At 71.3% G+C, this 7,148-nt stretch carries 7 protein-coding genes; 6 read left to right on the forward strand and 1 reads right to left on the reverse strand.

Annotation, left to right across the window (positions count from 1 at the left end; all coding sequences use genetic code 11):
• The first annotated feature begins 207 nt into the window (after window positions 1-207).
• Window positions 208-1,827: a penicillin-binding transpeptidase domain-containing protein gene (locus tag CCN33_RS20390; protein WP_086695012.1), complete on the forward strand. Its 1,620-nt coding sequence runs from the start codon at window positions 208-210 to the stop codon at window positions 1,825-1,827.
• 96 nt (window positions 1,828-1,923) lie between these two features.
• On the forward strand, window positions 1,924-3,588 hold the full coding sequence (locus tag CCN33_RS20395; protein ID WP_086695013.1) for a penicillin-binding transpeptidase domain-containing protein: 1,665 nt from the start codon (window positions 1,924-1,926) through the stop codon (window positions 3,586-3,588).
• Here the strand turns inward: CCN33_RS20395 and CCN33_RS20400 are convergent, their stop codons facing one another.
• Window positions 3,589-3,930, reverse strand: a complete 342-nt coding sequence (locus tag CCN33_RS20400; RefSeq protein WP_086695014.1) for an SsgA family sporulation/cell division regulator — start codon at window positions 3,928-3,930, stop codon at window positions 3,589-3,591.
• Between the two features lie 158 nt (window positions 3,931-4,088).
• Here CCN33_RS20400 and CCN33_RS20405 point away from each other — a divergent pair, with 158 nt between their 5' ends.
• The 4 genes from CCN33_RS20405 to CCN33_RS20420 form a co-directional block, all read left to right on the forward strand.
• A complete protein-coding gene (locus tag CCN33_RS20405; protein ID WP_086695015.1) occupies window positions 4,089-5,135 on the forward strand; it encodes an energy-coupling factor ABC transporter permease in 1,047 nt (348 codons plus the stop codon).
• A gap of 1 nt (window position 5,136) precedes the next feature.
• The gene (cbiQ, locus tag CCN33_RS20410; RefSeq protein ID WP_086695016.1) at window positions 5,137-5,898 is read left to right on the forward strand and encodes a cobalt ECF transporter T component CbiQ; all 762 of its coding nucleotides are present in this window, start codon (window positions 5,137-5,139) and stop codon (window positions 5,896-5,898) included.
• Window positions 5,886-6,653, forward strand: coding sequence for an energy-coupling factor ABC transporter ATP-binding protein (locus CCN33_RS20415; RefSeq protein WP_086695017.1), 768 nt, complete (start codon window positions 5,886-5,888; stop codon window positions 6,651-6,653). The genes cbiQ and CCN33_RS20415 overlap by 13 nt, the downstream gene beginning before the upstream one ends.
• Before the next feature lie 128 nt (window positions 6,654-6,781).
• Window positions 6,782-7,148, forward strand: a 367-nt coding sequence (locus CCN33_RS20420) for a serine hydrolase domain-containing protein (RefSeq protein ID WP_140394604.1), incomplete at its 3' end; no start/stop codon positions are given.

The raw sequence follows: 7,148 nt of genomic DNA on the forward strand, positions 1-7,148 counted from the left end.
GCCCACGCACGAGAGGCGGGTCCGGGCGTACGCACGTCGTCCGGGCCCGCCTCTCGTGCGTGGGCGTTCAACGTCTCCGTTCGGACAAGTATCGGAAACCACCGCCCCAACTGCCTGTGGAGCACATACAGTTCCGTCCGCACCAACTTTTGAACACGTTCAGGAATCCGGTGCGACCACGGGGACTTCACGGGGAGGAATCGCTTCATGGGCAAGGGAGTCAGAGTCGCGGTCATCAGCGGCGTCTGCGTGACGATGCTGGGCGGGGCCGGGTACGGCATGTACAACATCGCCTCGGCGCTGAACAGCACCGCCACCGGCGGCGTCAAGGCCTTACCGACCGGGCCGCCCAGCAGCGAGGAGGTCGAGCAGACCACCGCGAAGTTCTTCGCCGCCTGGGAGAAGGGCCGGCCGGAGCAGGCGGCGAACCTCACCAACTTCCCCGAGGACGCCGAGTCGCTGCTGACGGCGTACGGCTCGGACGCGCACATCACCGGTGTGCACATCACCCCCGGCAAGGCGAACGGGGGCACGGTGCCCTTCGAGGTGCGGGCGACGGTGTCGTACGGGAAGGAGACCCGGCCGCTGGCGTACGCGAGCCGGCTGACCGTGGTGCGCGGGGTCAACTCGCACCGCCCGCTGGTCGACTGGGACCCCGCGCTGGTGCATCCGAAGCTGGCCAAGGGCGACTCGCTGACCGTCGAGGAGTCCGCCACCCCGCAGATCGACGCCGTGGACCGCGACGGCCGGGTGCTGACCAAGGAGAAGTACCCCTCCCTCGGCCCGGTCCTGGACGAGCTGCGCAAGCGGTACGGGGACAGGACGGGCGGCCGGCCGGGGGTCGAGCTGGTGGTCCGGCACGAGGGCAGCGGCGCGGCCGACACCACCCTGATGACCCTGGTCAAGGGCAAGCCCGGCAAGCTGCGCACCACCCTCAGCGCGCGCGCCCAGGCGGCGGCCGAGGCGGCCGTGACCGACTACACCAACTCCTCGGTGGCGGCCGTGCAGCCCAGCACCGGCGAGATCCTGGCCTTCGCCAACCACCGCGACGACGGCTTCAACGCGGCCTTCCTCGGTGAGCTGGCCCCCGGCTCCACCATGAAGATCATCAGTGCCGCCACCCTCATCGACTCCGGCCTGACCTCGGCGAACGGCCCGGCGCCCTGTCCGCCGTCGGCGGTGTGGCAGAGCCAGACCTTCACCAACCTCACGGGACTGGCGCCGAACGAGAACGCCACCCTCTCCGAGAGCTTCGCCCGCTCCTGCAACACCGCGTTCGTGAAGTTCGCGGACGAGGTGAAGGCGGACTCGCTGGCCACGGAGGCCGCGCAGCGGTTCGGCATCGGGCGCAACGACTGGAAGGTGGGCGTCCCCTCCTTCGACGGCCGGGTCCCCGCGCCGGACGGCCCCGACCGGGCGGCCGGGCTGATCGGGCAGGGCCAGGTCCAGATGAGCCCGCTGAACATGGCGTCGGTCACGGCGACCGCGAAGACCGGCACCTTCCGGCAGCCGGTGATCGTCCCGCTGAGCCTGGACGGCCGCCGGGCCGCCACCGCGCGCGGGCTGGCGCCCGGTACGTCCCAGCAGTTGCGGGAGATGATGAACCGCACCGCGCGCAGCGGCACCGCGGCGGGCGTGATGGCGGGGCTGAGCGGGAACGTGGGCGCGAAGACCGGTTCGGCGGAGGTCGACGGGCAGTCACGGTCCAACAGCTGGTTCACCGGATACCGGGACGACATCGCGGCGGCGGCGATGACGGAGGACGGCGGGCACGGCATCGACGCCGCCGGTCCTATTGTCGCAAGAGTGCTACGGAGTGCGGGCTGAGATCGGCCGAGTCCGCGAGGACTCTAGGCTGTTGAGGTCGTTGGGGACGTGTGAGGGCTGCGGGGACCCCGGGGAGAGCGCGGAGGACTTGGGACTGTGGGCAAGAGAAGGCGTGCCGCCGAACGGCCGAAGCGGAAACCCGCCGTACTGGGCGGCATGATCGCCCTCGTCGTCGGCGGCGCCGGGTTCGGCCTCTACGCGCTGTACGGCGGCGGGGCGTCCGCCGAGGAGGCGTCCACGCTGTCCGACCACAAGAGCGTGAAGACCGGGCCGCCCAGCGCACTGGAGGTCAGGACGGTCACCTCCCGCTTCCTGACTGCCTGGCAGGAGGGCCGTGTCACCGAGGCGGCCGCCGCGACCGACGACGCCAAGGCCGCCACCGCGCTGCTCACCGGCTACACCAAGGACGCCCGCCTGCGGCACGTCACCCTCACCGCGGGCAGGGCGACCGGCACGAAGGTGCCCTTCTCCGTCAAGGCGACCGTCTCCTACCAGGGCGTCAGCAAGCCGCTGGCCTACCGCAGTTCGCTGACCGTGGTGCGGCGGGCGAGCGACGGCGCGGCCCTGGTCGGCTGGCAGCCCGCCGTGGTGCACCCGGAGCTGAGGGACGGCGACACCCTGGTGACCGGCGCGTCCGGCACCCCGCCGGTCAAGGCGCTGGACCGCACCGGCGGCGAGCTGACCGTGACCGCGTACCCCTCGCTGGGGTCGGTGCTGGACGGGCTGCGGGAGAAGTACGGCAAGACGGCCGGCGGCAAGGCGGGCGTGGAGCTGCGCGTGGTGCGTGGCAAGGCGTCGGAGAAGGCCGGGCTGTCGGACAAGACGCTGGTGGAGCTGAGCGAGGGCACGCCGGGGACGGTGAAGACCACGCTTGACCCCAGGTTCCAGGCGGCTGCCGAGCAGCAGGTGGCCAAGCGGGAGCAGGCGTCGGTGGTGGCGCTGCGCGCGTCGACCGGTGAGATCCTCGCGGTCGCCAACAGCGGCCACGGCTTCAACATCGCCTTCCAGGGCTCGCTCGCCCCCGGCTCCACCATGAAGGTGATCACCTCCTCGCTGCTGATCGAGAAGGGCCTGGCGGAGGCGGACAAGAAGCACCCCTGCCCGAAGACCTTCACCTTCGGCGGCTGGAAGTTCCACAACGACGACGACTTCGAGATCAAGAACGGCACCTTCAAGGCGAGCTTCGCCCGCTCCTGCAACACCGCCTTCATCAGTCAGGCGAAGAAGCTGAAGAACGACGACCTGACCAAGCAGGCCCAGCAGGTCTTCGGCCTCTCCATGAACAACTGGTCGGTCGGCGTGCCCACGCTGGACGGCTCGGTACCGGTGCAGTCGGCGGCGCAGATGGCGGCCTCACTGATCGGGCAGGGCGGGGTGCGGATGAACCCGCTGAACATGGCCTCGGTGGCGGCGACGGTGAAGACCGGCACCTTCCACCAGCCGTACCTGGTCGCCCCGTCGGTGGACCACCGCACGCTGGCGACGGCGTCCCGCACGATGTCGGCGAAGACGCTGGGCCAGCTCCGCGAACTGATGAACTTCACGGCCGCGTACGGCACGGCGGCCGAGGCGATGTCCGGGCTCGGTCCGGACTACGGCGCCAAGACCGGCTCGGCCGAGGTCGACAACCAGAAGAAGCCCAACGGCTGGTTCACCGCCTACCGGGGCGACCTCGCCTCGGCCGGTGTGGTGCAGGCGGGCGGCCACGGCGGCGACACGGCCGGCCCGATCGTCGCCACCCTGCTCAGGCTCGGCGGCTGATCAGTTCCGTACGGGCTCCGCCGTGTAGGTGCGCAGCAGGAACCGGGTCAGCGACTTCACGTCGAACTGGACCACGTCCACGCCCTGCGGGGAGTGGAACTCCAGCACCGCCTGCACGCGCCCGCAGGGCCAGACCCGTACGTCCCCGCTCTCGGCGGGGGCCTGGAGTCCGTCCTCCAGCAGGGACCGGGAGAAGGTCCACTCGGCGGGGCCGGGCAGGCCGACCTGGACGGAGAGGGGGTCGGCGTCGGGGTCGTAGCGGAGCACCACGCGTATCGCGTCGGGGTCGTCCTCCGCCTCGGTGACGATGTGGGCGCGTGCGTACTGCTCGACCACGGACATCGGATCGCCCTCTCACGTTCAGTGACCGCCACGAAGGCCGTTAAGCCGCTTCGTCTCTAATGTCGCATATTTTCCGATTTCTGCCCCCGGGGGCCGGACGGGAAACGAGACCACCTCGCTCTTGCAAGGCATTCGCAACAAGCGCTTAAAATTGAACGGTGCATGTACCTGACGGATTCATCGACGCCCCCACCTCCGCTGTCACCGGGGTGGTCGCCGCAGGCGCCCTCGCGGTGAGCCTGCGCGGTGCCCGCCGCGAACTGGACGAGCGCACCGCGCCGCTGGCCGGCCTGGTCGCCGCGTTCATCTTCGCCGTACAGATGCTCAACTTCCCCGTGGCGGCCGGAACAAGCGGCCACCTGCTGGGCGGAGCGCTGGCGGCGATACTCGTGGGCCCCTATACGGCCGTGCTGTGCGTGTCGGTCGTGCTGCTCATGCAGGGCGTGCTGTTCGCGGACGGCGGGCTGACCGCGCTCGGCGTGAACATCACGGACATGGCGATCGTCACGACCGTGGTCGCGTACGCCGTCTTCAAGGGGCTGCTGGCGGTGCTGCCCCGCTCCCGGCGCTCGATCACCGCCGCCTCCTTCGTCGCCGCCCTGCTCTCGGTACCCGCCGCGGCCGTCGTCTTCACTCTGATCTACGCGATCGGCGGCACCACCGACGTGTCCATCGTCAAGGTGGCCACCGCGATGATCGGCGTCCATGTGCTGATCGGCGTCGGCGAGGCCGTGATCACCGCGCTCACCGTCGCCGCCGTCGTCGCGGTCCGCCCCGACCTCGTGTACGGCGCGCGCGGACTGCGGCAGAAGCTCCGGCTCCGGGTGAACGGCGAGCTGGTCGACGCCCCCGACCCCGCCCCGGTCCCGGCCGCCGCCCGCACCTCCCGGCGCACCCTGTGGATCACCGGCCTGGTGACCTCGCTGGTCCTCGCCGGGTTCGTCAGCTTCTACGCCTCCGCGAACCCGGACGGCCTGGAGAAGGTCGCCCACGACAAGGGCATCGACAAGAAGACCGAGCCGCACCACTCCTCGGACTCCCCGCTGGCCGACTACGGCGTCAAGGACGTGGCGAACGCCCGGCTCTCCGGGGGTCTCGCGGGCGTGATCGGCGTCGGCGTCACCGTCGTCGCCGGCACCGCGGTCTTCTGGGCGGTGCGCCGCCGCCACGACCACGACGCCTCCCCGGCGAACACGAGCGTCTGACATGGGAGCGGGCCACGCGCACAAGCTCTACCGGCACGGGCACTCCGCCGTGCACCGGCTGCCTCCGCACACCAAGCTGGCGGCCGTCTTCGCCTTCGTCGTGGTGGTGGTCTCCACCCCGCGCGAGGCGATGTGGGCGTTCGGGGTGTACGCGGTGCTGCTGGCCTGTGTCGCGCACCGGGCGCGGGTGCCCGCGGGGTTCCTGCTGAAGCGGCTGCTGATCGAGGTGCCGTTCGTCGCGTTCGCGGTGCTCATGCCATTCGTCGCGGAGGGCGAGCGGGTGCACGTCCTCGGGCTCTCGCTGAGCGTCAACGGCCTGTGGGGCGCCTGGAACGTGCTGGCCAAGGGCACCCTGGGCGTCGCCGCGTCCGTGCTGCTCGCCGCCACCACCGACCTGCGCGAACTGCTGCTCGGTCTCCAGCGGCTGAAGCTGCCGCCGCTGCTGGTGCAGATCGCCTCCTTCATGATCCGCTACGGCGACGTCATCACCGACGAGATGCGCCGGATGCGGATCGCCCGCGAGTCGCGCGGCTTCGAGGCGCGGGGGGTACGGCACTGGGGGGTGCTCGCCAAGTCGGCGGGCGCGCTGTTCATCCGCTCCTACGAGCGTGGCGAGCGGGTGCATCTGGCCATGGTGAGCCGGGGTTACGCCGGGTCGATGCCGGTCATCGACGAGGTCACCGCCACCCGTGACCAGTGGCTGCGCGCGCTGGCCCTGCCCTGCTCCGCCCTCGTCGTCTGTCTGCTGGGATGGTTCCTGTGAGTACCGCACCGCTGTCGCTGGAAGTCTCCGGCCTCGCCTTCGCCTACCCCGACGGCCACCAGGCCCTGTTCGGCGTCGACTTCACCGTCCCGCGCGGTGAACGGGTCGCGCTGCTCGGGCCGAACGGCGCGGGCAAGACCACGCTCGTGCTGCACCTGAACGGCATCCTGTCCGGCGGCACCGGCACGGTCACCGTGGCCGGACTCCCGGTCGGCAAGCGGCACATGGCCGAGATCCGGCAGAAGGTCGGCATCGTCTTCCAGGACCCCGACGACCAGCTCTTCATGCCGACCGTGCGGGAGGACGTGGCGTTCGGGCCGGCGGCGGCCGGGCTGAAGGGGGCCGCGCTGGAGGAGCGGGTGCGGACCGCGCTGGAGCAGGTCGGGATGGCGGAGTTCGCCGACCGGCCCCCGCACCATCTCTCCTTCGGGCAGCGGCGCCGGGTCGCGGTGGCGACGGTCCTGGCGATGCGGCCGGAGATCCTCGTCCTGGACGAGCCGTCCTCCAACCTCGACCCGGCCTCGCGACGCGAACTGGCCGACATCCTGCGGGCGTTGGACGTCACCGTGCTGATGGTCACGCACGATCTGCCCTACGCCCTGGAGCTGTGCCCGCGTGCGCTGATCCTCAGTGACGGGGTGATCGCGGCCGACGGTCCCACGGGCAAGCTGCTCTCCGACGACGCGCTGATGCGGGCGCACCGGCTGGAGCTGCCGTTCGGGTTCGATCCGCGCACGGTGACGTCGGACGCGTAGGGGGTCGGAGGGGGCCAGCGAGTTGGTAGCTGCCGGGGTCTGTCGCGCCCGGCGGGGCCGAGGAATCCAAGGCCGTACGGCCGTGTTTCACTCGTGAGTGCGGGCGAGGAAAGGAATACGGCGTGGATGTGCGTGTGAACGGCACGGTTGCCAAGGGCTTCGAGCCGGTGGCGGAGGCGTTCGCGGCGAACTTCGCCCGGCTCGGCGAGCGGGGCGCGGCCGTGGCCGTGTACCGGGACGGGCACCGGGTCGTCGACCTGTGGGCCGGCACCCGTGACGTCGACGGTTCCGCCCCCTGGGAGCGCGGCACGGCGCAGATCGTGCGCTCCGCGACCAAGGGGGTCGCCGCCGCCGCGCTCCTGCTGCTGCACCAGCGGGGTCTGCTGGACCTGGACGCCCCGGTGGGCGCGTACTGGCCCGAGTTCAAGGCGGCGGGCAAGGAGCGCACCCTCGTGCGCGACCTGCTCGCCCACCGGGCGGGCGTGCCGGTGCTGG

This window comes from Streptomyces recifensis, from assembly GCF_002154615.1.
GTDB classification, from domain to species: Bacteria; Actinomycetota; Actinomycetes; order Streptomycetales; family Streptomycetaceae; genus Streptomyces; species Streptomyces griseoluteus.